The 25636-nt window shown below is 70.6% G+C and carries 23 protein-coding genes; 5 read left to right on the top strand and 18 right to left on the bottom strand.

Features of this window, described 5'->3' with window-relative positions; translation table 11 throughout:
• Positions 1-149: 149 nt before the first annotated feature.
• From EDD92_RS29910 to EDD92_RS29865, 10 genes are all read right to left on the bottom strand, one after another.
• Positions 150-1091 (bottom strand): response regulator transcription factor, encoded by a 942-nt coding sequence (locus EDD92_RS29910; protein WP_123967207.1) that lies wholly within the window; start codon positions 1089-1091, stop codon positions 150-152.
• Between the two features lie 48 nt (positions 1092-1139).
• Complete coding sequence (locus EDD92_RS29905) at positions 1140-2729, bottom strand: sensor histidine kinase (RefSeq protein WP_123967206.1); 1590 nt, start codon at positions 2727-2729, stop codon at positions 1140-1142.
• 19 nt (positions 2730-2748) lie between these two features.
• Entirely contained in the window at positions 2749-3636 is an 888-nt protein-coding gene (locus EDD92_RS29900) for a DUF5936 domain-containing protein (RefSeq protein WP_123967205.1), read from the bottom strand.
• Between the two features lie 40 nt (positions 3637-3676).
• Complete coding sequence (locus EDD92_RS29895; protein WP_123967204.1) at positions 3677-4621, bottom strand: type II secretion system F family protein; 945 nt, start codon at positions 4619-4621, stop codon at positions 3677-3679.
• Between the two features lie 36 nt (positions 4622-4657).
• Entirely contained in the window at positions 4658-5995 is a 1338-nt protein-coding gene (locus EDD92_RS29890) for a CpaF family protein (RefSeq protein WP_123967203.1), read from the bottom strand.
• Positions 5996-6018: 23 nt separating this feature from the next.
• A complete protein-coding gene (locus EDD92_RS29885) occupies positions 6019-6390 on the bottom strand; it encodes a TadE/TadG family type IV pilus assembly protein (RefSeq protein ID WP_123967202.1) in 372 nt (123 codons plus the stop codon).
• A gap of 1 nt (position 6391) precedes the next feature.
• Entirely contained in the window at positions 6392-6775 is a 384-nt protein-coding gene (locus tag EDD92_RS29880) for a pilus assembly protein (RefSeq protein WP_123967201.1), read from the bottom strand.
• An 11-nt stretch (positions 6776-6786) separates the two neighbouring features.
• Complete coding sequence (locus EDD92_RS29875; protein WP_123967200.1) at positions 6787-8034, bottom strand: AAA family ATPase; 1248 nt, start codon at positions 8032-8034, stop codon at positions 6787-6789.
• Positions 8035-8043: 9 nt separating this feature from the next.
• The gene (gene cpaB / locus EDD92_RS29870) at positions 8044-8751 is read right to left on the bottom strand and encodes a Flp pilus assembly protein CpaB (protein ID WP_123967199.1); all 708 of its coding nucleotides are present in this window, start codon (positions 8749-8751) and stop codon (positions 8044-8046) included.
• Positions 8752-8835: 84 nt separating this feature from the next.
• A complete protein-coding gene (locus EDD92_RS29865; protein WP_260327344.1) occupies positions 8836-9657 on the bottom strand; it encodes a hypothetical protein in 822 nt (273 codons plus the stop codon).
• A 297-nt stretch (positions 9658-9954) separates the two neighbouring features.
• On the opposite strand from EDD92_RS29865, the gene EDD92_RS29855 reads away from it, so the two are divergent.
• The 3 genes from EDD92_RS29855 to EDD92_RS29840 all read left to right on the top strand — a co-directional run bounded on the left by EDD92_RS29855 (position 9955) and on the right by EDD92_RS29840 (position 13753).
• Positions 9955-11667: a chitinase gene (locus EDD92_RS29855; RefSeq protein WP_185124159.1), complete on the top strand. Its 1713-nt coding sequence runs from the start codon at positions 9955-9957 to the stop codon at positions 11665-11667.
• A 248-nt stretch (positions 11668-11915) separates the two neighbouring features.
• Positions 11916-12422, top strand: coding sequence for a SigE family RNA polymerase sigma factor (locus EDD92_RS29850; RefSeq protein ID WP_123967197.1), 507 nt, complete (start codon positions 11916-11918; stop codon positions 12420-12422).
• Positions 12423-12496: 74 nt separating this feature from the next.
• On the top strand, positions 12497-13753 hold the full coding sequence (locus EDD92_RS29840; RefSeq protein WP_185124158.1) for a hypothetical protein: 1257 nt from the start codon (positions 12497-12499) through the stop codon (positions 13751-13753).
• 48 nt (positions 13754-13801) lie between these two features.
• Here the strand turns inward: EDD92_RS29840 and EDD92_RS29835 are convergent, their stop codons facing one another.
• From EDD92_RS29835 to EDD92_RS29825, 3 genes are all read right to left on the bottom strand, one after another.
• Positions 13802-14275 (bottom strand): ATP-binding protein, encoded by a 474-nt coding sequence (locus tag EDD92_RS29835; protein WP_123967194.1) that lies wholly within the window; start codon positions 14273-14275, stop codon positions 13802-13804.
• A gap of 77 nt (positions 14276-14352) precedes the next feature.
• Complete coding sequence (locus EDD92_RS29830; protein ID WP_123967193.1) at positions 14353-15258, bottom strand: MEDS domain-containing protein; 906 nt, start codon at positions 15256-15258, stop codon at positions 14353-14355.
• Positions 15259-15313: 55 nt separating this feature from the next.
• On the bottom strand, positions 15314-17749 hold the full coding sequence (locus tag EDD92_RS29825) for a LuxR C-terminal-related transcriptional regulator (protein ID WP_123967192.1): 2436 nt from the start codon (positions 17747-17749) through the stop codon (positions 15314-15316).
• Between the two features lie 333 nt (positions 17750-18082).
• Between EDD92_RS29825 and EDD92_RS29820 the strand changes: the two genes are divergently transcribed.
• Positions 18083-19426 carry a M14 family metallopeptidase gene (locus tag EDD92_RS29820; protein ID WP_123967191.1) on the top strand — a complete coding sequence of 448 codons (1344 nt, stop codon included), beginning with the start codon at positions 18083-18085 and terminating at the stop codon, positions 19424-19426.
• Positions 19427-19429: 3 nt separating this feature from the next.
• Here EDD92_RS29820 and EDD92_RS29815 read toward each other — a convergent pair whose 3' ends face one another.
• From EDD92_RS29815 to EDD92_RS29795, 5 genes are all read right to left on the bottom strand, one after another.
• Positions 19430-20017: a hypothetical protein gene (locus tag EDD92_RS29815; protein ID WP_123967190.1), complete on the bottom strand. Its 588-nt coding sequence runs from the start codon at positions 20015-20017 to the stop codon at positions 19430-19432.
• Positions 20018-20091: 74 nt separating this feature from the next.
• Complete coding sequence (locus tag EDD92_RS29810) at positions 20092-21573, bottom strand: GntP family permease (protein WP_123967189.1); 1482 nt, start codon at positions 21571-21573, stop codon at positions 20092-20094.
• Between the two features lie 118 nt (positions 21574-21691).
• On the bottom strand, positions 21692-22102 hold the full coding sequence (locus EDD92_RS29805; protein WP_030929699.1) for a RidA family protein: 411 nt from the start codon (positions 22100-22102) through the stop codon (positions 21692-21694).
• 24 nt (positions 22103-22126) lie between these two features.
• Positions 22127-22888, bottom strand: coding sequence for an IclR family transcriptional regulator (locus EDD92_RS29800; RefSeq protein ID WP_123967188.1), 762 nt, complete (start codon positions 22886-22888; stop codon positions 22127-22129).
• Positions 22885-24228 (bottom strand): sugar kinase, encoded by a 1344-nt coding sequence (locus EDD92_RS29795; RefSeq protein ID WP_399184378.1) that lies wholly within the window; start codon positions 24226-24228, stop codon positions 22885-22887. The genes EDD92_RS29800 and EDD92_RS29795 overlap by 4 nt, the downstream gene beginning before the upstream one ends.
• 137 nt (positions 24229-24365) lie before the next feature.
• Between EDD92_RS29795 and EDD92_RS29790 the strand changes: the two genes are divergently transcribed.
• Positions 24366-25631 carry an amino acid deaminase gene (locus tag EDD92_RS29790; protein WP_123967186.1) on the top strand — a complete coding sequence of 422 codons (1266 nt, stop codon included), beginning with the start codon at positions 24366-24368 and terminating at the stop codon, positions 25629-25631.
• Positions 25632-25636 lie beyond the last annotated feature (5 nt).

Here is a 25636-nt window from a genome sequence, read left to right as displayed (position 1 = left end):
CCGGGTCGGATCTCCGTGCCGCTCTCGGCACGAGAACCGTACGGCGCAACACCCCTCCCACCGAAGGGCCCCAGGGCCCAACCACGGGCCCAAAGAAAGACCCGGCCACGAGCTCGGTACTGCCCGTTCCCCCCTGCCACCACCTCAGGTCACCCCACCCCTCGGCCCGAACCGGGCGCCGTGCCGAGCCACTTGGCGGCTGCGTCCGAGCGGCTGGTGCTGTGGAGTTTCGCGAAGATGCGGTTGATGTGGTTCTTGACCGTCTTCTCGCTGATGAAGCAGGTGGCGGCGATCTGCTGGTTGTTCATGCCGGACGCGATGAGGTCCATGATCTCCGCCTCCCTCGTGCTCAGTTGGAACCTTGCCCTGTCGGGAGCAGCCACAGGACGGCCACTCGACCATCCAGACGACGACTGTCCCACATCCGGTTGCACCTGCGAAAGGTTTTCTGAAGAAATAGTGGAGGTGGGGGTGGGTGGAAGGCCAAAATCCGCTGGTGGAGTGCGGTGTTGAGTAGATGCATGCGAATGTGCGCGATTCTCATTTTCGTATGCAGTTGCACTACCCAGGCCCTCTGGGAGCGGAAGCCCTCCCTGCCCCTGGCGGAGCTGCGCCAGCAGCGCCCCCGCCGCCGTCGGCGTGAAGTGGGCCCTGCCCTCCTTGATGTCCCATACCGCTGATACGAGTTGCTCCGCGGTGAACTCGCCGTGGACCAGGTAGCCGCCCGCGCCCCGGCGCAGGGCCTCCTGAACGATCTCCGACTCCCTGCTGTACGTGAGCATCACGACCGGGGCGATCTGCACCAGGTACGGGAGCGCCGAGATGCCGTCCACGCCGGGCATGCGCACGTCCAGGAGGACTACGTCGGGGCGGTGTTGGAGGGCCGCTTCGTAGGCCTGGCGGCCGTCCGCCGCCTCCGCCACCACGGTGATGTCGGCGCGGCCGGAGAGGAGGGCCGTCAGGCCTGCGCGGACGACGGGGTTGTCGTCCGCCACCACGACCTTGAGCGGCGCAGGCGCCGGGGACGCCTCGAACGGGTTGTGGGGTGGCTGCTGTTGGGGGCCTGAGTGGGGAGTCGTGGGGTCCGGCATCGGGCGGCCTCCTCTCTGGGTGGAAGAACGGGACGGGGCGCGATGTCTCTACGTCGTCACTGCCGCCAGCGGGAGTTCCAGGCAGACCTCCGTGCCCTTGGGGTGGGCGCCGCGGCCGATGCGGATGCGGGCGCCCACCGACGCCGCGCGCTCCACCATTCCGACCAGGCCGAAGTGGCCTGCCCGGCGGAGCTGTTCGAGGGTGGTGCCGGAGGGCAGGCCGCGGCCGTCGTCGTACACGCTGATGCGGAGGAGGCCGCCGTGGACGCCTGCGTGTACGTCCACTCGAGTCGGGGCCGCGTGGCGGTGGGCGTTCTCCATCGCCTCCGCGGCGATGGTGAGGAGCTGGCGGGCCACCGCGGGTGGGACGGGCGGGACCGCGTCGTCGCCGGTGGGGCGATAGGCCGTCGGAACGCCGGTGCGGGTGGTGAAGTCCCTGGTGCGGGCGGCCAGTTCGGCCAGGACGTCGGTTGCGTGGTCCGGGTCGGATTCGCGGCGCAGGTCGGCCAGGAGCTCACGGGATTCGGCGGCGGCTCGGCGGGCCGAGCGGGCGACCAGTTCGGCTTGTTGTTTGACGAGCTTCGCGTCCAGTTGAGGGCTGCCCGCCGAGCCTGCGAGGCCGTCTGCGGCGAGGGCCACACCGTGGAGGGTTTTTGCCACGGAGTCGTGCATCTCCCTTGCGAGACGGGCGCGTTCGGCGCTGACCGCTTCCGTCACCGCCAGACGTGCCTGCACCGTGGTCAGGGCCTGTGTTGCGGCGCCGAAGCGGAACATGAGGTTGCGCAGGGCCGAGCCGACCGCGCCCGCGATCACGCACAGGCCGGGGAGGAGCAGGGTCTCTGCGGGACGGCCGGAGTGCAGGTCCCTCGACGCCGCGTGCACGAAGAAGAGGATCAGGGACTGGAGCGACGCGAAGACCGCGGCTCCTCGCCAGCCGTAGACGATGCCGGCCAGGAGCGGGGTGCAGACGCTGACGTAGGCGAGCGTGGTGTCCGGGCCCGCGGAGATGAGGAGCAGGGAGCCGAAGAGCATGTCCACGGCGAGGAGCGTGGGGTGCCTCAGGAGCAGGGGGCCGAAGCGCTCCCAGTCCCTGAAGAGGACGTAGGAGCCCATGAAGGTGACGACGACCGCGGCGCCCACGAGGCGGGTGGCCACGCCCGGTGCGGCATTGAGGAGGGCTGCGGGAGCGGCCAGGGCGATCATCGCGAGGCGGAAGCCGAAGACCTGGCGGCACATGGCCTGGAGGGCGTTGATCTGGATGGGGATCGTGGGGGATGTGCGGCTCTCGGTGCCCGGTGCGGGTGGTCCCGCCGACTCCACCAGAGCTGCCACCGGAGCGGAAACGGGTGCGGGTGCAGCCGAATGAGCGGGAGCCGGGGGGGCCGGCGGCCACACCCGGCCTCGGGGATCCGGCTGCGCCGGCAGACCCGGCAGACCCGGCAGCGGCGCGTCCGCCCGTTCCCACCCCGGCGGCAGCTGCGGTGTCGCCGACGTCACCGGGATGTCGGGCGCGCCCGTGCGGGCGTGGGGCGGCAGGACCGTGCCCGCCGGTGGGGTCGTGATCTCCGGGGTCCTCGGACGTCGTCGTAGCAGCCGGGTGCGTTCCTCGCGTCCCGCCCGTTCCTCTGTCGTCGCCATGGTCCTCGTCACCCCGTCCCTACTTGCCCGTGAGTGAGCCGAAGTCGGTGCCGGAGCCGAGGATCAGGCCGGCGCCGAGAAGGATCAACGTGGCCGGGACCATGAAGGTGGTGATCATCATGGTGGCCTTGGGGACCGCTCGGGCCGCCTTGCGGCGGGCGTTCTGCGCGTCCGTGCGGCGCATGTCCTTCGCCAGGGACACGAGGGTGTCGACGATCGGGGCGCCCAGTTCCTCGCCCTGCTGCAGCGCCGTCACGAACATCGCGACCTGTTCCGAGTCGTTCCTCCGCCTCAACTCCGCAAAGGCCTGTCGGCGGCTCATACCCAGGTCCATCTGGCGGAGGGTGATGCGCAGTTCGTCCGCCCAGGGGCCCTCGTACTTCGAGGCCACCCGGTCCAGGGCCTGGCGGAACCCGAGGCCCGCGCTCACCACGACCGCGAGCACGTCGAGGAAGTCCGGCAGTGTGCGCTCGATGACGTCCTTGCGGATGCGGATCGCCGACCAGATGCCGACCTCCGTCCAGAACGCGCCGAAGGCCAGCAGGAGCAGGGCGATGAGGTACTGGCCCCTCATCAGGAACACCAGGAAGCCGACGGCCCCCAGGAAGCCGTAGACCGCGCGGCGGGCCGCATAGCGGTCGATGGTCAGGCCGCCGGGGTTGCCCGCGAGGTCGATCTTGCGGCGGTACCTGGCGACCAGCTTCGGGCCCATCAGGCGCAGGACCGCGGGCGCGTACCGCATGCCGAGGCGGTCGATGAGCGAGTCGACCGCGCCCGTGCGGGTCGAGCCCACTTCCAGGGCGAGCACCAGGTCGCCGGGCAGTTTGGCGTCCGCGCGGTACATGCGGATGCCGGCGAAGATGCCCCAGACGCTGAGGCCCATCACCAGTGCCAGCAGAAGTCCCATGGTCGTCCTCCCTCCAGAGTTCTCGGAACGCTCGGGCGTCTCAGACGTCGATGCGGGACAGGCGGCGGATGAAAATGAATCCGACCGCGTAGAGCGCGAAGGCGATGATCACCGCCGCCTGGCCGACGGAGGAGCCCGTCATACGGTCCAGGGCGCCGTGCTTGACGCCGTTCATGAGGAACAGGGAGCCCACGCCGAGCACGGGGACGGCGTACGACGTCATGTTGACCTGGGAGAGCTGGGTGCGGACCTCGCGCCGCGTCTCCTTGCGTTCCTCCAGTGTGTCCGTGAGGTTGCGCAGTGCCGTGACCACCTGTCCGCCCGCCCGGTTCGACAGCACGAGCGTCGTCACGAGTACGACCAGTTCGCGCGACGGCAGCCGCTCGGCCAGTTCGCCCAGGGCGTCGTCCATGGACGCGCCCAGCGCCAACTGGTTGGCGACCTTGGCGAGTTCCTCCCCGGCCGGCGCCTCCAGTTCCTCCGCCGCCATCCCGATCGCGGTACGCAGCGCCAGGCCGGCCTGGGTGGCGTTGGCCATGATCCGTGCCAGCTCGGGCAGTTGGTTGATGAACTTCTCGATCCGCTTCTGCCGCTGCCAGTTCAGGAACTGCACCGCCACCCAGATGCCCAGCAGCCCGGCCAGCGGTCCGAAGAAGGGCGCCAGGGACGCCTGGCCGATCAGCCACAGGCCCGCCACCGTGGCGAGCATGTAGACGAAGAACTCACCCGGCGTGATGTCCAGGCCCGTTGCCGCCAGCCGCAGTTCCAGCTTCTTGCCCAGTGTCGTACGGCGCAGGCGGCGGTCCAGGTTGCGGAAGCGCCGGCGGCGGCCGCCCGCCGGTATCTGGCCGGCGGCCGAGAGGCGGTCGACGAGTGCCTGCCGCTGGGCCTTGCCCGTGGCGTAGGAGTGCAGGCCCATGACGGCCAGGACGCAGGTCAGCAGGGTGATGCCGGTGGTGAGCAGGACTAGGGTGTGCAGATCCATCGGGCGGTTCCTACCTGGGTTCCATGAGGACGGTTCCTACCTGGCTTCTCGGATGGCGAGCTGTGCTGTGGACTCGGCGACGCCGAACGCCTGAGGGACGGGCTGGCTCGCCATGTACAGGCGGTCCGCGGTACGGCGTGGGAGCGGGAAGTATTCGAAGGCGCCGTAGATGCGGCCGTCGGCGGCCATCGGCTGTGCGTTGAAACGGGCCACCGTCGCCAGGCGGTACGGCTCGCTGCCGTGGCTGTCGAGGATCGCGATCTCGGTGATGCGGCGGGCGCCGTCGGCGAAGCGGGTGAGCTGGATGATCACGTCGATGGCGCTGTTGATCTGGTCGTGGAGCGCCTCGAAGGGGACCTCGACCTCGGACATCGATGCCAGGGTCTTCAGCCGCATCAGCGCGTCCTCCGCGCTGTTCGCGTGCACCGTCGCCAGGGATCCGTCGTGGCCGGTCGACATCGCCTGGAGCATGTCGAGTGACTCGCCGCCGCGGACCTCACCGACGACGATGCGGTCGGGGCGCATACGGAGGGAGTTGCGCACCAGGTCGCGGATGGTGACCTGGCCCTTGCCCTCGACGTTCGGGGGGCGGGACTCCAGCCGGATCACATGGCTCTGCTGCAGCTGGAGTTCCGCCGAGTCCTCGATGGTGATGATGCGCTCGGTCTCGGGGATCAGGCCCGACAGTGCGTTCAGCAGCGTCGTCTTGCCCGTGCCCGTCGCCCCCGACACGATCACGTTGGACTTCGCCTGCACCAGCCCCGCCAGCAGGTACAGGATGGGCTCGTCCAGTGAGCCGAAGCCGATCATCTCCTGGAGCGTGAAGGAGCGCGGGAAGCGGCGGATGGTGAGGGTGGCGCCCGTGAGGGACAGGGGCGGGATGATCACGTTCACTCGCTCGCCGGACGGGAGACGGGCGTCGACCATCGGGTTCGACTCGTCCACTCGCCTGTTGACCGTCGAGACGATGCGCTCGATCGTCTGCATCAGCTGGTCGTGGGAGGGGAAGCGGAGGGGCAACTGCTCCACCCTGCCGCCTCGTTCGACGAAGATCGCGTCCGGGCCGTTCACCATGATCTCCGTGATCGACGCGTCCTCCAGGAGCGGTTCGAGGATGCCGAGGCCCAGGGCCTCGTCCACCACCCTGCGGATCAGCTGCGAGCGTTCGACCGTGGACAGCACCGGGCCCTCGCGGCTGATGATGTGCCCGAGCACCCGCTCCAGGCGGGCGCGGCGCTCGGCCGCGGCCAGCGCGCTCATCTCCGCGAGGTCGATCTCCTCCAGGAGCTTGGCACGGTACGAGGCGACCAGGTGGCCGTCCTCGCCCCGGTGGCCGTTCTCCTCGGGGGCGTTGATGCGTGCGCGCAGGCTCATCGTCGGTGCTCCTTGTTCCCGCGTCAGCCGGTGGTCGAGTCGGTCGAGTCGAGCGGCATGGTCGCGGTCTTCTTGGCGGGGCCGAAGTCCCAGCCGGGGACGATCTTCGGGATCTCGACGGTGGCGGTCACGGTGACGGTGTCGCCGTTCTGCGCGGGCACACACGCGACGGACAGCCAGTCGCTGATCGCGTTCACGCAGCCGTCCTGGGCCGTTCCCGGGTTCAGCGATTCCGCCCGCGCTCCGGCCCGGGCCGCCGTACCCGCCTGCTGTGCGGCGTAGGCGATCAGACCCAGCTGCACGACCGCCATGCCGACGATGAGCAGGATGGGCAGGAACCCCAGGTACTCGATGGCGACCTGGCCGCGGTCGCGGACCGTGCGGGCGTTCGGCATCTCAGTTCTTCGCCTCCTCTACGGCACCCGCATGGCCCCGCACGGTGAACGGGAGGCTGATCGCGCCCGGGAAGAGGACGGGGACGTGGATGGTGACGTCGGCTTTGACATAACCGTTCTCGGTCCCGCAGTGCGCGTCGGCACCCTCGCTCCATGCGCCCCCCAGCTTGTCGAGGCCCGCCTGCCGGCACTTGCCGTCACGGTCGTCCTTCGCCGCCGTCCCGGCCCGTACCGCCTCGTCCGCAGCATTCCCCGCCAGCGTGAACGCGTACCCCACCAGCACGAGCTGCCACAGCACCACCAGGGTGATGATGATCGTCGGCATCATGCCCAGGAACTCGATGGTGACCTGACCGCTGTCCCTCTCTTTCCAAGCCGTGCGCATCCCCATCCCCCTCAGTCCCTGCGCCGCCGGAAGCTCACCGACCCGCGGTCCCCCCGGAACCGCCCGCCGCCCCGCTGCGCCCCCTCGACCGCCTTGACCAGCCCCAGCTCCCCCGCCAGCGCCCACAGGGCCTGCTTCACCGCGCCCCTGCTGTCCAGCTCGTGGACCCGCCCCGCGTCCACCGCCCCCTGCAACTCCTTGAAGTTGGCGGGGATCACGGTCCCGGCGACCGCCGTACCCGTGATCTTCTGGATCAGTGGCGGCTGGATCTCGGTACTGCGCGAATGCCGGTTGACGACCACCGTGGTCTCCTCCGCCTTGCGGATCTGCAGCCGGTCCCACATCCGAACGGTCCGCTTGGCGCCGCGGACCGCGACCACGTCCGGTGTCGTGACCAGCAGGGCCGTGTCGGCCATCTCCACCGCGGCCGCTCCGGCCCCGCCGAGCTGCGCGCCACAGTCGATGACGACGACCTCGTAGCGGGAGCGCAGGGCGCTGACGATCTGCCGCGCGGCCCGGTCCGTCACCTCCTCGCCGCGCTCGCCCTCCCCCGGGGCGAGCAGCAGTGCAAGGCCCGTGTCGTGGCGGAAGACCGCGTCCGCGAGCACCCGCGGTGAGATGTCGGTGATCGCCGCCAGGTCCACCACCGACCGGCGGAACTGGACGTCCAGGTACGACGCCACGTCCCCCGTCTGCAGGTCCATGTCCACCAGCGCGGTGCTGCGCCCCGAGGCCTGTGCCGCCAGCGCCAGTTGGATGGCGGTCAGCGTCGCGCCCACGCCGCCCTTCGCGCCGCTCACCGTGACGGCGGTGCCGCCCACGCCGGTGAAGACGTCGCCGCCGGAGCCGAGATGGCGTCGTACGCCCACCGACCACTGCGCGACGGCCTGGACGCGGCTGGCCAGCTCCTCGTAGCTCAGCGGGAGCGCCACCAGGCCCCGCGCGCCGTAGTCCATCGCCGCCTGGAACAGGCCTGGGCTCGCGTCCGAGGTGACGAGGATGACCCCGACCGCGGGAAAGCGCAGGGCCACCTCGCGGATGAGCTCCAGCGCCGGGACCGGGCCGATCCGTTCGTGCACCACCACGACCTCGGGCAGCTCGTCGACGGACTCGGCGGCGAGCCGCGCGAGGGTGTCGACGAGCTGGGTCGAGTCGACGACCGGGGACACCGGCTCCGCGTCCGGGAGCTGGCTGAGCAGTGTCGTGATGGACCGGACCGCGTCCACGTCACCGACTGCCGGGAGGATCCTCGTGGGCATGGGGGCCTCTCACTTGTCCTTGGCGAGTTGGTACGTGCGGTCCTGCCCGGGGATGGTGCCGGTCTCGCCCGGCGCGACCAGCGCGAGCCGGACCCGCTTGGCGAAGGACTCCGCGTACGTCAGGCGCTGGGCGTCGAGCGCGGAGAGCGCGAAGGTGATGGGGACGGCCTTGGTGAGCTGGCCGGTGCGGTTGTCGGCATCGGGCTGGAGCGAGGTGAGGTCGCCGACGTCGAGGACCCTGGCGTTCGTTACGATGATCTTGGACAGGTCGGGGTCACCCTCCTTCTGTCCCTCGAAGGTGGCGTAGACGTTGACCTTGGAATCCGGCGTTATCTTGCCGGCGACGCCGGTCGCCGCATCGACCATGATGGCGACCTCCTGCTGCCCGGGCTGCAGAGCGGGCTGATCGGTGATCATGTCGCTCTGCAGCAGGGAGCCCTTCTTGAGGGCCGTCATGGCGACCTTGCCGCGGATGCCGGCGAGATCGGTGACCGCATTCGCCGACAGCCACCGCTTGGGCATCTCGGTCTTCTCGAACTGGGCCGCGCTGAGGCTGGTGTACGGCTTGATGTCGCTCTTGACCTCGTACGCCGTGACCTTGGGTCCGACCTGGGACTTCACGTCACTGATGACGGACAGGACGCCGACGAACGCGCCGAGGGCGCAGACGACCGACAGAAGCAGGAGTAGCACGCCACGGCGCTGACGGGAGTTCATGAACCGTACAACCTCATTGGGGGATATCGGTCGAGCGGACGGGATCGTGCGGGCGTTACGTCTGCGGCGGGGCCGGACGGCGGTTCACGAGCCTCTCCCCGCGGGGAGCTGGTTCTCCAGGACGGGCGGTGGGCCTGCGGAGCAGAAGACACAGCGGTCACCGATGACGTCGATGCCGCACCAGTGGCAGGAGCCCTGCCGTACCGATGTGACCAGCTGGTACAGCACGGACAGGTCGGGCAGGAAGGCGGCGAACTCGATCAGCTTGCCCGTCCCCCACCAGGCCGCGGACTCGGCCGGCAGCACCGCCTCCCGCAGCCCCTGGGCGTTCCACTGCGGGACGAGGCTCGCGGTGACCCAGTCCGACTGCAGCTGCCCCTTGGCGACCAGCATCGAGGTGCCGAACTCCGGCCCCGGGAGGGCGGCCCCGGGAGCGAGCTTCACCAACTGCGGCTCGGGGTGGGCGAGTACGGCGAAGTGCTGGCCCGGTACCCAGGACTTGGCGTGCTGCTTGAGTCCGACGTGGACGCGGTCGAGGCGGGCGACCGAGCCGAGCAGCGCTCCGGCGTGGATGTAGTGGGTGAGCAGGCGGCCGGCGGAGGCGAGCACCCCGGGGCTGAGGTCGCAGGAGGCCAGCTGCCTCAACTGGCGGGCCAGGACGGCCAGTCCGAGCGGGGGCAGAGCGGGCCGGAACAGGGCGATTCGGTCGGTCTCCAGCAGGGAGCGGATCGTGTGAAGCCGCCGACCCGTCTCCGCGGAGACCGCCTCTGAGCAGACGACGACCAGATGCCCGTGCTGGTCGATCAGGCTCTGCACACCCGCCAGCGCCTGCTCCAGTGGCTGCTTGTCCAGGTCCTGCAGGACGACGGCAGGCAGGGTCCGCTCGTCCTGCGGTGGCAGCGCCATGTCGGCACTGGTCACGGCGATGGCAGTTGGCACACGCAGCTCCCCGTGGTACGCCCGTCGGCGAACCGGCGCGTTACTCCGGTACACCGAGGTGACTTCACTCCGTGACTACCTCAGCACTGTATCCACGCCTCTGTGGCCGGAGAACAGCGTTTGTGTAGCTGATGAGCAACTGCCGTTTCACAAGTTGCGTCAAAACGGGGCAGGTTCGAGCATCTCGCCGATCCCTGAGCGAGACTGCGGGACATTTGGTCTGGACCTCTTGACAGCTGAATTGGTCTGGACCAACTTATTGTCATGTCCCCACAGAGACGATCCACGGCACGGCTGTCGACAGCACGGCTCTGGTCAGGAGCCGTCACCGCCGCCCTCGCCCTCACCTTCGCGGGCACGGGCCAGGCGTCCGCAGCGGACGTCAACAACGCGAAGAACCCCGGCTTCGAGTCCGGCCTGAGCAACTGGACCTGTTCCGCGAGCAGCGGTACGACGGTCTCCTCCCCCGTGCACGGCGGCGCGGCCGCGCTCAGGGCCACCCCGGCCGGGCAGGACGACGCCCAGTGCAGCCAGACGGTGGCGGTCAAGCCGAACTCGACGTACTCGCTGAGCGCCTGGGTGCAGGGCGGCTACGCCTTCCTGGGCGTGACCGGCACGGGCACCACGGACGTGTCGACCTGGACCCCGGACTCGTCCTCGTGGAAGCAGCTGACGACGAGCTTCACCACGGGGTCGGCCACGACCTCCGTGACGGTGTACACGCACGGCTGGTACGGCCAGGCGGCTTACTACGCGGACGACGTGTCGGTGTACGGCCCGGACGGCGGCGGAGGCGGCGACCCGGCCCCCACGGTCCCGTCCACGCCGAGCGGCCTCTCGGTGTCCGGTACGACCTCGTCCTCGGTCTCCCTCTCCTGGAACGCGGTCTCGGGCGCGACCGGCTACAACGTCTACCGGGACGGCACGAAGGTGACGGCGGTGACGGGCGCGTCGGCGACCGTGACCGGCCTCACGGCCTCGACGTCGTACGCCTTCCAGGTCACCGCGACCAACTCGGCGGGTGAGTCGGCGAAGTCGACGGCGGTGACGGGCACGACGGCCGCGTCCTCCGGGGGCGGCGGTGGCACCGCGCTGCCCAAGCACGCCGTCACCGGGTACTGGCAGAACTTCAACAACGGCGCGACGGTCCAGAAGATCTCGGATGTCTCATCTCAGTACGACATCATCGCCGTGGCCTTCGCGGACGCCACGACGACGCCGGGCGCCGTGACCTTCAACCTGGATTCGGCGGGGCTCGGCGGTTACACGGTCGACCAGTTCAAGGCGGACATCAAGGCCAAGCAGGCGGCCGGGAAGAAGGTCGTCGTCTCGGTCGGCGGCCAGAACGGCACGGTGTCGGTGAGCGACTCGACGTCGGCGGCGAACTTCGCGAACTCCGTGTACTCCCTGATGCAGACGTACGGCTTCGACGGCGTCGACATCGACCTGGAGAACGGCCTGAACGCGACGTACATGTCCCAGGCGCTGCGCTCCCTGTCGTCGAAGGCGGGCTCGTCCCTCGTGATCACGATGGCCCCGCAGACGATCGACATGCAGTCGACGTCGAACGCGTACTTCCAGACCGCGCTGAACGTGAAGGACATCCTCACGGTGGTCAACATGCAGTACTACAACAGCGGTTCGATGCTGGGCTGCGACGGCAAGGTCTACTCCCAGGGCTCGGTCGACTTCCTCACCGCCCTGGCCTGCATCCAACTGGAGGGCGGCCTCGCCCCGTCCCAGGTGGGTCTGGGGCTGCCGGCCTCGACGAGCGCGGCAGGCAGCGGCTATGTGTCTCCGACGGTCGTGAACAACGCCCTCGACTGCCTGACGGCAGGCACGAACTGCGGCTCCTTCAAGCCGTCGAAGACGTATCCCGGCCTGCGGGGCGCGATGACATGGTCGACGAACTGGGATGCGGCTGCCGGGAGTTCGTGGTCGAACGCTGTGGGGGCGCATGTGCATGGGCTGCCGTAGCAGCCTTTGACCGAGATGCTTCGGTGCGGCGCCGCGGGACATGCGGCGCCGCACTTGTGCGCAGGTGCAGCGGCTGCGAACCCAAGGGAGAGCGACCCGACCCGCGAAGCCCTCCGCACCATGATTCTCGACATCAAGGCGGGCAAGGCGGACCGCCTGCCGTGAAACATTTCCCTGGTCCCACCGCGTCAATGAAGTGAGAACGTGTGGACGCTGCCGGGTGCGGCGCGGTGGGCAGGGGGACGTGGATGAGACAGGCACGCGCGGACGAGTACGCGGAGTTCGCTGCGGTGCGGGCCGGGCATCTGTACCGGTCCGCCTGTCTGCTGACCGCCGGTGACACCCATCTCGCCGAGGATCTGGTGCAGGAGACCCTCGGGCGGCTGTACGTCAGTTGGAGGCGCGTGTCCCGCGTCGGGAACCCCGCGGGATACGCGCAGACCGTTCTCATGCGTACGTTCCTCACTCATCAGCGCAGGCGCAGCAGCACCGAGCGCGCCACCGACGTGCTGCCCGACGTGCCCGACGACGGCCGTGACATGCCGCTCAGGCTGACCCTGCTGGAGGCCCTGGCCCGGCTGCCCGCCAAGGACCGGGCCGTAGTCGTCCTGCGGTACTGGGAGGACCGCTCCATCGAGGAGACCGCCCAGGTCATGAACGCCAGTTCGGCGGCCGTGCGCACGCGGTGCGTCCGCGCCCTGGGGCGGTTGCGGGAACTGCTCGGCGAGGACCTCGGCGAGTACGCCCGCCCCTGAACGGCCCATGCGCCGCCCTGAGCAGCCGTCTTCTTCATCCTCTTCTCGACCTCTTCGCGAAACGGTGGTCCGTCATGCCCTTCGAGCAGCACAACAATCCCTTCGAGGAACGGCTCTCCGCCGACCTGCGGCAGGCCGGCGACACCTTCGACACCGACCGGGCCGCGCTCGTCACCGCCGGGGAACTGCGGGGGCGGCGCCGCCTGCTGCTGCGGCGGCGGGCCGCCGTCGTGGGTGGGGTCGCCTCCCTCGCCCTCGTCGGCGTGGGCGGCGCCCTGCTCCTGCCCGGCAGCGGATCGTCCGCGCACCAGGACGGAGCCTCCGTCGGCACCGGCAGGCACACCGCCGCCGCCACACCGGCCCCCTCGCCCGTCTCCGGCGACCAGATGATCCGCACCCTCGAAAATCTGCTGCCCAAGGGGGATTTCAGCAAGGCGGAAGCGCGCGGGACGGACGAGCGGCCGGGGCCGTACGTGCAGCTCGTGTACGACGACGGAAAGGGCGCGGCGGCCATCAGCGTCGGCCTGGGGCGGGTGGAGCCGGGGAGTGACGAGGCGCGGGGGACCACCGAGTGCCCGGGGAAGGTGTTCGTCCATTACGACGCCTGCAGCACGACCCGGCTGCCGGACGGCTCGGTGGTCATGGTGCTGCAGGGATACGAGTATCCGGACCGGCGGGTGGACACCAAGTGGTGGAGCGCCGAGCTCGTCACGCCTCAGGGTCAGCACGTCAGCGTGAGCGAGTGGAACGCGGCGGCCGAGAAGGACGCGCCGGTCAGCCGGGCCGAACCACCGTTGTCTGCCGCCCAGTTGAGGACGCTCGCCGCCGCCGGTGCCTGGCGGGACGCCATCGACGCGATGCCTCCGGACACGAACAAGCCTGCGCCGCAGCCGAGCGCGACCGGGACAGCCGGCTCCGTGGCGATCGCCCCGACACTCAAGTCCTTGCTGCCCAAGGGGGTGTTCAAGGTGTCGGACGACAGCGGTGAGGACTCCGCATTCGGCTACCTCGTCCTCGACGACGGCAAGGGCAAGAGCCTCGTCCAGGTCAACGTCCAGCCCAACATGTCGGACGTCGAGGGCGACCTCTTCGGATCCGGCGCGGAGGTCCTGGCCGACGGGACGAAGGTCGCCACGCACCAGGTGCCCAGCGAGAAGGGCGGCGCCGGAGCCGTGATGTGGACCGTCGACACCATCCGGACCGACGGCAGGCGGGTGGTGATCAGCGAGCTGAACTCCGGCGCCCCGCACGACGACGCGACCCGCAAGACCCCCGCGCTGACCATGAAGCAGCTGCGTGCGATCGCTCTCAGCCCCAAGTGGTGGCGGTGAACGGTCGGAAGAATCGCAGGGCACGAGGCAGTGCGGGCAAGAGGGCCGTCAAGGACCGCAGCCGTCCGCCCCGCACGTGCCGAGTTCGAACCACACCGTCTTGCCCTGTCCGTCCTGGTGGCAGCCCCAGCGCCTGGCAAGCGCGTTCACCAGGAACATCCCGCGGCCGCTCTCCGAGGCGCCCGCCTCGAGCACCTGCGGGGTGCGGCGGCCCCCGTCCCGCACCTCGCAGCGCAGGACGCCGTGCGCGGCGGACAGGGTGAGGCGGAAGCGGCTCGCGGAGTGCAGCAGGGCGTTGGTGGCCAGTTCGCTGACGAGGAGTTCGGCGACGTCCACCAGGTCTTCCCGGTCGGTCAGCCCCCAGACCTCCAGCTGTCTTCGGACCTCTGTGCGGGCCTCGCGGACGGCCGTCGGGCGGGGATCGTACTCCACGCTCGAGTGACCTGCCCGCAAGGGCGGTTGAGGGTACGCGGCGAACTGAGGGTCCGAGTCCGGGTGGGGGGTCCCGGAGAGATCCAGCATGGTTTCAGAGTGTCCTCCCCGGCGCCGCGGCAAACGGGGAGGACTACCCGTTTCCATACCTGCGTACGGGCAAGCGGTTACCCGTACTGCAGCCGTACGGTCGTCCCCGTCCCGTCGTCACGGATGTCGACGTAGGCGCACACCTGCCGGGTGAACCACAGGCCCTGGTCCGGTTCCAGTTCGGGGACGGGCGGGGGGACGAAGCCGGCCAGCGGGTCGTCGAGGCGGCGGGGAGCGCGCAGTTCGCAGACGCAGGCGGGTGCCTCGCCCCACATCAGGGCGCCCGTCACGGGGCCGAGAGCGGTGGCCGCGGCGGTGACCGCCTCCGCGAACAACTCCGCGTCCGCGGGCGCCAGCCCACGGGCGGCGGCCCCGCTGCGTACGGCCTCCGGGTACGGCTGCGCGAGCGGCTCCGCGGTGGCCGGGGGCAACGGCAACGGCACGGAGTCCAGTTCGGCCGTGAGGCGGACCGGGTCCTCGTAGACGGCGCTGTCGGGGTGGGCGCGGCGGGCCGCCTCGATGATGGCCGTGCCGGCGGTGCGGGTGTCGTAGGCGCACAGGGCCGTCGTCGCCAGCGGTGCGAAGAGGAGGTTGGCGAGCGCCTCGTACCGGATCCACTCGGTGGTCTCCCGGACGGAGCGTCCTGCGCGGCCGTTCCAGACGGGTTCCATGAGGAGGTGGATACGGCCGCCGGGGCCGGCGTGTGCGGCTAGGTAACCGGCGCCCTGGGCCACGGCGTTGGCGGCCGAGCCGGTGTACCACTCGGTGTGCGGGACGAAGGTGACGCTCTTCGTGTCACCGCCGAGCGCGTCGCGCAGCAGGTCCAGCTTGTCGGGGGCGGCGATGGCCACCGGCGGGGGTTCGCCGGGGGCGCCGAGGCCCTCGACGAGGAACGGCAGCGCGGCGGCCACGAACTCGTCGTCCGCGCCGTACACGGCCATGCGGTGGTCGAACGGGGTGGGGGCGTGTGCTGTGCTGGTCATGGTTCTCCGCTCTGTGGGGGGTGCGGGGGGGCCAGGAGGGGAGCCTGGACGGGGCTCAGTTCTGGGCGGTCACCCAGGCGGCGATCTGGCTGCGGTTGCTGAAGCCGAGTTTGCTGAGGATGCGTTCCACATGGCCTTCGGCGGTACGGCGGGCGATGACGAGCCGGTCGGCGATCTGCTGGTTGGCGAGGCCCTGTGCGACGAGTTCGGCGACCTCGGTCTCGCGGCGGGTGAGCGTGCTGTCCTGCGGGGGCCGGGATCTGCGGCGGCCACTCGCCGCCTTTGCCGGTGTGGGGCGTTGGGGCTCTTCGCCCTCCGTCGCGTACGCAACGAGCTCGGCGAGTCCGAGGGCGCCTCCCTTGTCGTACGACCGCTCGAAGACGGCCTGTCCCAGGGCGGCCAGAGTCCGCTCGCCGCTGTCGCGGCGGATGGCGCCCAGGTAGGTCGAGCCCCAGCGGTCCCGGTCGATGTCGGCCCAGGTGCGGTCGGCGCCGCCGAGCAGGGCGGCCGCGTGTTCGTGGGCGCCCGCCCGGGTCGCGATGTGGGCCAGCAGGTCGAGGGTGAGGGCGATGCCGGTGACGTCGTTGACGGCGAGCTTGAGGCGCAGGGCCTCGCGGGCGTGCCGTCCGGCCTCGTCCCAGTCCTCCTTGACGGTGTGGGCGAGGGCCAGCATCCGCAGCACGTACGAGCGCACCCACTCCTCGCCGTGCTCCTCGCACAGGCGGCGGGCGCGCTCGCAGACCTCGACGGCGCGGTCGGCCTGGCCCAGGAAGCCCAGGGCGCAGGCGAGTTCGACCTGGTCGAGGCCGTGCAGGCTGAGGTGCTGGCCGGGGACGGGGCCGCGGGCGACGGAGGTCTCGAAGTGGTCGAGGGCGGCGGGCAGTTCGTTGCTGAACAGGCGGATGACGCCGATGACGTAGGCCGCGTGGGCGGCCTCGGCCTTGTCGCCGAGGTGCTCGGCCAGCGCATGGGCGTCCCGTGCGCGGCGCAGGCCTCCGGTCATGTCCTGCGTGGCGGCCGCGAGGAGGCCGGCCACCCACAGCCCGCGGGCCCGCTCAGGGGTCGGTTCGGGATTGGCGTCGAGGGCCCGCTCCAGCCAGTAGCGGCCTTCGCGGGGTGCGCCGCAGGCGTGCCAGTAGAACCACAGGGTGCCTGCGAGGCGCAGGGCGGCGAGGCGTTCGCCGGGGGCGGTGAGGCTGAAGTCGAGGGCTGCGCGCAGGCTGTCCTGGTCGGCCCGCAGCCGGGCGACGATCTCCCGCTGCCCGGGCCCGAACCAGGCGCGTTCGCAGTCGGCGGCCCGCCGCTGCATCCAGTCGCGCTGACGGCGCCGGGTGGCGTCCTCCTCGCCCTCCAGCTGCCGCAGCCGGTCGAGGCCGTAGTGCCGCAGAGTGTCCAGCAGCCGGTAGCGCACCCCGTCCGGCCCCGTCTCCCGCCCCAGCACGGACTTGTCGACGAGCCCGGCGACCGCCTCCAGCACCTCGTGCGGCCGCACCCTCCTCCAGCCTCCGGCCGAGGGGACCCCCGTCTCGCTTCGCTCGCCGTCCGCGCACACCGCCTCCGCCGTCTCCAGGTCGAAGCCGCCGGCCAGGACGGAGGCCCGCGCCCACACCACCTGCTCCTGCCGCGTGCAGAGTTCGTGGCTCCAGTCGACGGCGGCGCGCAGGGTCTGGTGGCGGGGCAGGGCCGCGCTGCTGCCGGCCGTGAGGAGGCGGTAGCGGTCGTCGAGGCGCTCCAGGAGCTGTTCGACGCCGAGGACGCGCATGCGTACGGCGGCCAGCTCGATGGCGAGCGGGAGGCCGTCCAGGCGGCGGCACAGGCGGGCCACGGCGGCCCAGTTGTCGGCTGTGATGCGGAAGCCGGGGACCACGGCGGCGGCGCGGTCGGCGAAGAGGGCGAGGGCCGGGTAGCCGTCGGCGGCGGTGCGGGCCTGTCCGGGCGTCGCAGCGCCGGCGGAGGTCTGCAAACAGGCCCTCAGGTCGCCGTCCGGGTCGGGGACGGGTAACGGCCGTACCTCCATGAGGTGTTCCTCGGTGAGCGCGAGGCGGTGCCGGCTGGTGGCGAGGACGCGGACGCCGGTGGTGCCGTGCAGCAGGGCGGCGGCGAGCTCGGCGCAGGCCTGCAGCAGGTGTTCGCAGTTGTCCAGGACGAGCAGGAGGCGCCGGTCCCGTACCTGCTCGACCAGGGCGTCCAGCGGGGGCTGCGCGGAATGGTCGTGCAGGCCGAGCGCGTCGGCGGCGGCGAGGGGGACGAGCGCCGGGTCGTGCAGTCCGGCCAGGTGCACGAAGCGCACCCCGTCCGGGAAGGCCCGTTCGACGCGGGCCGCGATGCGTGCGGCGAGCCGGGTCTTGCCGACCCCGCCCGGTCCTGTCAGCGTGACCAGGCGCGCCTTGGCGAGCAGTTCGCGGCCCTCGGTCTGTTCGCCGCGCCGGTCGACGAAGCTGGTGGTCTCGACCGGCAGGTGACGGTCCCGTCGCGGCGCTGATCCGCCCATGATCAGCCTCCCTTGCTGCATTTTCCGGGGGCCGGCCCCCGGACCCCCAGCGAAAAGCAGGCTGGCCAGCGCGACCGGCGCGGACAGCGCAAGGCGAACCTGAGTGAAGCGGAACCTCACTCTTCTCCGCAATCGGCATATATGCACGTTCAGGTCACACCCGCGAGTGCACTTCGCCGGAGGGCACCTCTGTGATGACGGCTGCGCGTACACTCCGCGGCCGGTTTTCGCTCTCTTGACCTGCCCATGTCATTCCCTGACGATGGGCGGCACCCGCACAGGCACCTCACAGGCACGTCGCAGTGAACCACCCCCACCTCCCTAGGAGACTTCATGCGACTTCGGATACGAGGCTCCGGCGCCCGCAGCGGCAGACGCAGCGCCGCAATTGCCGCCCTGCTCGCCCTCGCCCTCACGGCACCCGTCTCGGCGACGGCCAACAGCGCCCACAAGGCGGCACCTTCGGCCGACGACGTCCGCCAGTACGAGATCCACGTGGACCACAACACCCCCGTCACCCGCACCGCCATCGCCGCGGCCGGTGTGACCGTGGACGAGGCCGACGAGGAGACGGTGGTGGTCTCCGGACGGGCGGCACAGATCAGCACACTCCGCCGACAGGGCTACGACGTCTCACCGTTGGGCTCGGCCCCGGACCGCTCCTCGCCCTCGGACGGCGTACGGCTCTACGACTTCCCCTCGGCCGACTCGAAGTACCACAACTACGCCGAGATGAACACGGAGATCGACCAGCGGCTCGCGGCCTATCCGAACATCATGAGCAGGCGGGTGATCGGCAAGTCGTACCAGGGCCGGGACATCGTCGCCATCAAGGTCAGCGACAACGTGGCGACGGACGAGAACGAGCCGGAGGTTCTCTTCACCTTCCACCAGCACGCGCGGGAACACCTGACGGTGGAGATGGCGCTGTATCTGCTGCGCGAGCTGGGCGCCGGTTACGGGAGCGACTCCCGCATGACCAACCTGGTGAACAGCCGCGAGATCTGGATCGTGCCCGATCTCAACCCGGACGGCGGCGAGTACGACATCGCGTCCGGCTCGTACCGGTCGTGGCGGAAGAACCGGCAGCCCAACTCCGGCTCCTCGTACGTCGGTACGGACCTCAACCGGAACTGGAACTACAAGTGGGGCTGCTGCGGCGGCTCTTCTGGCTCCACCTCGTCCGAGACCTACCGCGGTGCCTCGGCCGAGTCCGCGCCCGAGGTGAAGGTGGTCGCCGACTTCGTACGCAGCCGGGTGGTCGGCGGCAAGCAGCAGATCACCGCCGGGATCGACTTCCACACGTACAGCGAGCTCGTGCTGTGGCCGTTCGGGTACACCTACTCGGACACCGCGACCGGGATGACGGCGGACGACGCCGCCGCCTTCAAGGCCGTGGGGCAGAAGATGGCGGCGAGCAACGGGTACACCGCCGAGCAGTCGAGTGACCTGTACATCACGGACGGGTCGATCGACGACTATCTCTGGGGCAGCCAGAAGATCTTCGACTACACCTTCGAGATGTATCCGACGTCCAGCGCCGGGGGCGGGTTCTACCCGCCCGACGAGGTCATCGAGCGGGAGACGTCACGGAACCGGGATGCGGTGCTGCAGTTGCTGGAGAACGCGGACTGTATGTACCGGTCCATCGGCAAGGCGGCCCAGTACTGCAGCTAGCAGCTAGTCGACGTCCTCGACGTCGACGTCGGTGCCGTCGGTGTCCTTGGTTTCCTCGGCGCCTTCTTCGAAGTACGCGTCGAGGACCGCGTCCAGCTGTTCGTCCCACTCGCTGAAGCGCGCCCTGGCCGTCGCCTCGATCTCGATCGGGTACCAGCGGCGGTCAGGGGTGTGGACGGTGATGGTGAACCGCTTGCCGAAGCGGGGCGATTCGGTCTCCACGGCGCCGATCTCGTCCCAGCGGAACTCGCACTCCTGGTCGTCCAGGGTGAGCCGGACGCCCTTGTGATCGGCGACGATCTTCGCGCGCCGGTCGGAGGCCTCGAAGACGGGCCCTTCGGGGACCTCGTCCTCGTCCTCGTCCTCCGCGGCCGGCTCCTGCTCCTCGGCCTTGGCCTCCGCCTCCCCGGACGCGACATCCACGTCCTCGGGCTCGGCGGACTCGGCGTCCTCCGCCTCGACCTCCTCGACCTCCTCAGGCTTCTCGGAGACGGGTGAGGTGAGCCCGGGGATGAAGGCCGGGTCGAATCCGGCACCGGTCACGGGCTCGCCCTTCAGGGGCTGGCTGCTCGATCCTATGCGCTGCTCCACAGCGGGCAGTATGGTCGAAGATCCTGTGGCGGACACAGCCAGCCCCGACTTCGTTATCAGACGCCTACATGCGCCTACACGAACAAGCTCAGCACCGCCGCCACCACGAACCCCACGACCGACAGCACCGTCTCCAGCACGGTCCAGGTCTTCAGGGTGTCGCGCTCGCTGATGCCGAAGTACTTGGCGACCATCCAGAAGCCTCCGTCGTTGACGTGGGAGGCGAAGATCGAGCCCGCTGAGATGGCCATGATGACGAGGGCGACGAAGGCCTGGGAGTGGTGGCCCTCCGTGAGGAGGGGGGCGACGATGCCGGCCGTCGTGACGATCGCCACGGTCGCCGAGCCCTGGGCCACGCGCAGGACCACGGAGATCAGGTAGGCGAGGACGAGCACCGGGAGGCCCACGTCGTGGAAGGTGTCCGAGAGGGCCTGGGCGACACCGCTCGCCTTGAGGATCGCGCCGAAGACTCCGCCCGCGCCGACCACCAGCAGGATGTTGCCGACCGGCTTGAGCGAGGCCGTCGACACCGTCTCCAGGGACTTGCGGGACCAGCCGCGGCGGATGCCCAGCAGGTAGTACGCCAGGAGCAGCGCGATCGTCAGGGCCACGAACGGGTGGCCGAAGAACTCGATCACCGAGCGGCCGGTGGAGGGGTCCAGGGCGATGGAGGAGAAGGTGGCCGCGAGGATGAGGATCAGCGGGGTGCCGATGATGCCCAGCACCGTGCCCAGCGGCACCGGGTGCTCGCGCGGCTCCACCCCCTGCTCCCGCTGCTCGTTGACGATGGCCAGCTTCGCCTCCGCCGCCGCCTCCACCATGTCCTGCGGTACGGCGACGAAGATGCGGCGGCCGATCCATGCGGAGAACACCCAGGCGGCCAGTACCGCCGGGATGCCGCAGACGACGCCCATCAGGATGACCCAGCCGAGCTCCACGTGGAGCAGACCGGCCGCGGCCACCGGGCCCGGGTGCGGGGGCAGGAACGCGTGGGTCATCGACAGGCCTGCCAGCAGCGGCAGGCAGTAGAGCAGGATCGACTTGCCCGAGCGCTTGGCGGCGGCGTAGACGATGGGGGCGAGCACGAAGATGCCCACGTCGAAGAAGACCGGGATGCCGAAGATGAGGCCGGTCAGACCCATCGCGAGCGGGGCCCGCTTCTCACCGAACAGCCCCAGCAGGCGGGAGGCCAACACCTCCGCGCCGCCGCTGACTTCGAGGATCGCGCCGAGCATCGTGCCCAGGCCGATGATGATCGCGACATGGCCGAGGATGCCGCCCATCCCTGTCTCGATGGTGGACACCGCGTCCGAACGCTGGACCGTGCCGAAGAGCTCGGTGACCGAGAGGCCGGCGAGCAGGCCGACGGCTATGGAGACGGCCAGCAGCGCGACGAACGGCTGGAGTCTCACCTTGATGATCAGGAAGAGGAGCAGGGCGATACCGATGGCGGCGACGGTGAGGAGGCCGGCCGTTCCGTCGACCAGCAGGAGCAGGCCTCCGGTGTGGGGCGGGGGCACGGGGGCTGGGGCTGTTGCGGCGAGCGGGAGGGACATTTGGGGGTCCTCTACGTAAATGCATGGGCCTTCGGGCAGGGGGGATCGCGGCACGGCGCCCAGGGGATGGCGGGCGCCGCGCCGTGAGTGCGTACGGTGTGCGGGAGTTGAGAGACCGTCAGCCGAGTACGGCCAGCGCGTCGATCTCGATGAGGAGACCCGCGGGCAGACCGACGTAGACCGTCGTGCGCGCGGCGGGCGGCTGGGTGAGGCCCTGTTCCTCGAAGTAGGTGTTGTAGATGCCGTTCATCTCGGCGAAGTGGTCGACGTCCGTGAGGTAGACGCGGATCATCATCACGTCGTCCCAGCTCGCGCCGCCCTCCTCCAGGATCGCCTTCACGTTGGCGAGGGTCTGGAGGGTCTGTTCGCGCAGGGTCGGGCCGGCGGGCGTGGGGGGCTTGCCCTCCTCGGCGGGCAGGAAGCCGACCTGGCCGGCGACCTGCAGGATGTTGCCCTTCTTGACGCCGTGGGAGAACTTCGCGGGCGGAGTGGTGTGGGTCTTGGGGGTGAGGGCGATCTTCTCGGTCACGGGCTTTCCTTCACTGGCTGTTGTTCACTGACTGTCCTTGACCGGCGTTCTTCCGGAGTACTCCCCGCTGATCGCGTCGGCCGTGCGGCGCACCAGGGGGAGCAGGGTGAGGAGTTCGTCGGCGGTGACGACGACGTTCGGCGCGGAGACCGACATCGCGGCCACGACCCGGCCGTCGGCGCCGCGGATCGGTGCGGCGACGCAGTTGATGGACTCCTCGTGGCCACCGAGGTCGGTGGCCCAGCCCTGTTCGCGCACCTTGTCCAACTCACGCAGGAAAGCAGGGGCGTTGGGGGTGGAACGGGAGGTGTACATGGGGTAGTCGAGCTTGTCGGCGAGCGCCCGGCGCTCCCCTTCGGGCAGGTCGGCGAGGAGCAGTTTCGCCACCGCGGCGACGGTGATCGCGACCGGCTTGCCGATCCGTGAGTACATCCGGACCGGGTACCGGCTCTCCACCTTGTCGATGTAGAGGACCTCGGACTCCTCGTACACGGCGAGGTGGACGGTGTGCCCGCACCGCTCGTTGAGGCGTACGAGGTGGGGGTGGGCGATCTCGCGGATGTCGAGGTTCTCCATGGCCTCCTGGGCGAGGGCGATGAGGCGGGCGCCGAGGCGGTAGCGCTGGTCGGACTGGCGGTAGACGAGGCCGTGCTCGTGCAGCGTGCGCAGCAGGCGGAGGGCCGTGGACTTGTGCACGTCCAGGCGGTCGGCGACCTGGCCGAGGTCGGCGGGGCCCTCGGCGAGCAGCGGCAGGATGCTGAGCGCGCGGTCGACGGTCTGGCTCATGGCGTACGTACCTCCTCGTCGGCCCGATCGACGGCTCGCTCCAGGGCGTGATCATCGGCTTGCGTCCAGCCGGGGCCGAGTCGAAGTCTCCCCCACGCGTCGTCGTCGAGGGCGGCGAGGCGGTCGGCGTGGTGGCGGGTGGGGGGTGGGGCGAGGTCGCCCTGGGCGGTGAGGGTGGCTGCCGCGGTGAGGTGGCCGTGGCGCAGGCAGGTCCCTGCCGGGAGGCCGCGCAGGCTTGCCGACAGGAACCCGGCGGCGAAGGCGTCTCCGGCGCCGGTGGTTGCTACGACGTCCACGGCGAGGGCGGGGACGAAGGTGCTCGGCGGCGGGGCTGGGCGGAGGTGGGTTTCGCTCGCCCGCGCCGGCGGGGTGCCGCCTTTCTGCGGGTCGGGAGCCGCCCCGGCGGCACGACTGCCCGCAGGCTCCGCGCAGTGGCGGCCCGCAGGCTGCGCGGCGTGGCTGTCCGCTGGCGGCACGGCGTGGCCGCCGGTCGGATTCAGGGGCGCGGGGCTGCAGCCATCAGCGGCTCCGCCGCGATGGGGGTCCCCCCGCTCGAGCGAAGTCGAGAGTGGGGGAGCGACCAGCCCACGAGCACCCGCGGGCGACACGAAGGCTGTGGCCCCCACTCCTCCTTGCTTGACCACCAACACCTGTGGCTCGGGCAGCGCAGCGCGAACCGCCTCCGGTCCGCCCGTCACCCCCCACGCCTCCTCCGCCTCGTCCTCCCCCACGAACACGACGTCGGCACCGCGTGCCAGCTCCAGCAGCACCCCCGCTCCGTCGGCGTCCGGCCACAGGCCCGGCCTGTAGTTGACGTCGAAGGAAAGCAGCGGGCGACCGGGCCGCGGTGCGGTCAGCTCGCGCATCAGCCCCAGGCAGCCCTCCGACAACGCCGCCGTGATCCCCGACAGGTGCAGTACCCGGCCCGTGCGTACCGCGTTCAGGTCCGTGTTGGCGACGGTCATCGCGGAGGCCGCGGAGCCGGTCCGGTAGTACGCCACCTCGTGGGCGGCGGTCGACCGGTCGCCGGCCGTGCGGAAGTAGATGCCGGTCGGGCGTGCCGGGTCCCGTCGTACGGCGGTGACGTCGACGCCGTACGCGCCGATCGCCTCGACGAGGTGGTCGCCGAACCCGTCGGCGCCGACCCTGCTCACCCAGCGCACGGAGTGCCCGGCGGCCGCCAGGGTGCAGGCCACGTTGGATTCCGCGCCGCCGATGGCGCGGTCGAAGGAGGGGACGTCGGCGAGGCGGCCGGGCCGGGAGGGCAGGAACGTGACCATGGACTCGCCGAGCGTGACGACATCGACCACGCCGGGGTTGCAGGGTCCGCTGACGGTCACGATCGTCGTAGCTCCTAGGTCTGCGCAGGGTGGCGGCGGCTCCGTTGACCCCGCGTTGGCCGAGATGTTAGACAGCGGTAAGCGATATACGCAATGAGCGTTGCACATACTGCAACTCGCCTGATCAGGGAGGCCTCATGGGCACGGAAGACCTCGCCCGGCTCGCCGGGGAACGCGTCGACCACCGGTTCAAGGGCCTCCCGCCGGACGCCGACGGCCTGACCGTCGGCGAGCTGGCGGCCCAGCGCCGCAACCTCTTCACCGGCGGCTTCGCGACCCCCGTCCTCGCGCTGTCGGCCGAGCGCCTGGAGCACAACCTCGCACTCATGGAGGCGTATGCGACGCGCCACGGCCTCGCCTTCGCCCCGCACGGCAAGACCACCATGGCCCCCCAGCTGTTCCGGCAGCAGATCGAGCGCGGCGCCTGGGGCATCACGCTCGCGGTGCCCCACCAGGTGCGGGTGGCGCGGGCGTTCGGGATCCAGCGGGTCTTCCTCGCCAACGAGCTGGTCGACCCGGCCGCCCTGCAGTGGATCTCGGCCGAGCTCGACGCCGACCCCGAGTTCCGTCTCGTCTGCTACGTCGACTCCGTGCGCGGAGTGGAGCTGATGGACGCTGCGCTGCGCAGGGCAGCCCGGCCGCTGGACGTCGTCGTCGAGCTGGCGGCCGGTGAGGGCGCCCGTACCGGGGTCCGTACGGAAGCGGAGTGCGCGGCGATCGCCGATGCCGTGGCCGGGACGGGGACGCTGCGGCTCGTCGGGGTCGCGGGCTACGAGGGCGAGGTCCCGCAGGCCGACCCGGAGCGGGTGCATGCCTGGCTGCGGCGGCTGGTCGCGCTGGCCGTCGACTTCGACAGGGCGGGCCGTTTCAAGGACGCGGACGAGATCGTCGTCAGCGCGGGCGGCAGTGCCTGGTTCGACGCGGTGGCCGACGTGTTCGCGGAGATCCCCGAACTCTCCGTCCCGGTCCTGAAGTTGCTGCGCTCCGGCGCCTACGTCTCGCACGACGACGGCCACTACCGGAAGCTCACCCCCTTCAACCGGGTCCCGGAGGAGGGCGCCCTGGAGCCCGCCTTCCGGCTCTGGGCCCAGGTCGTCTCCCGCCCCTCCGCCGAGCAGGCCTTCGTCAACGCCGGCAAGCGGGACGCGGCGTACGACCTCGATCTCCCCTTCGCCCAGGTCGTCCGCCGGGACGGCGCCGAGCGTCCGGCGACCGGCATCTCGGTGACCGCGCTGTCGGACCAGCACGCCTGGCTGCGGACGACGGACGAGGCGGACCTGGAGGTCGGGGACTGGCTGGGCATGGGTCTGTCCCACCCGTGCACGTCCTTCGACAAGTGGCAGCTGATCCCGGTGGCGGAGGTCGACGGCACGGTGGTCGACTACATCCGTACCTTCTTCTAGGGGGC

It is taken from the genome of Streptomyces sp. TLI_185, from assembly GCF_003814765.1.
Classification (GTDB): Bacteria; Actinomycetota; Actinomycetes; order Streptomycetales; family Streptomycetaceae; genus Streptomyces.
This window is presented reverse-complemented; position numbering and strand designations above follow the sequence as displayed.